The organism is Lysobacter enzymogenes, from assembly GCF_017168095.1.
GTDB lineage: Bacteria > Pseudomonadota > Gammaproteobacteria > Xanthomonadales > Xanthomonadaceae > Lysobacter > Lysobacter enzymogenes_D.
The window spans coordinates 1-276 of sequence record NZ_LXSD01000449.1 but is presented as its reverse complement, the minus strand read 5'-3'; the positions used below and the strand labels follow the sequence as shown (position 1 = coordinate 276).

The 276-nt window shown below is 80.1% G+C and carries 1 pseudogene; it reads left to right on the top strand.

Annotated features, from left to right (window positions below):
- Positions 1-85 precede the first annotated feature (85 nt).
- Positions 86-276 (top strand): annotated as a pseudogene (locus A7A76_RS19295) (hypothetical protein); the annotation flags it as partial.

The window sequence follows — 276 nt, the reverse complement described above, 5'->3', positions numbered from 1 at the left end:
CGCGCCGACGGCGGCCCAGGCCGCGCCGCCGCCCGTCGCCGCGCGCGCAAGGCCGAGGAAATCCCGCTGGCCGGCCTGGATCGGCGTGGCCGCCTCGCTGTGCCTCGCCGTCGGCGTGGCCTGGCAGCTGCGGCCGCTGGACAAGGCGCCGCAAGCGCTGAGCGAGGCGCAGATCGCCGAGGATCGGGCCATGCCGGCCATGCCGGCCGCGGCGCCGACGGCCTCGAGCGCGCACGACGCAGCGGCCGATGCGGTCGCCGCGCCCATGCCCTCCGG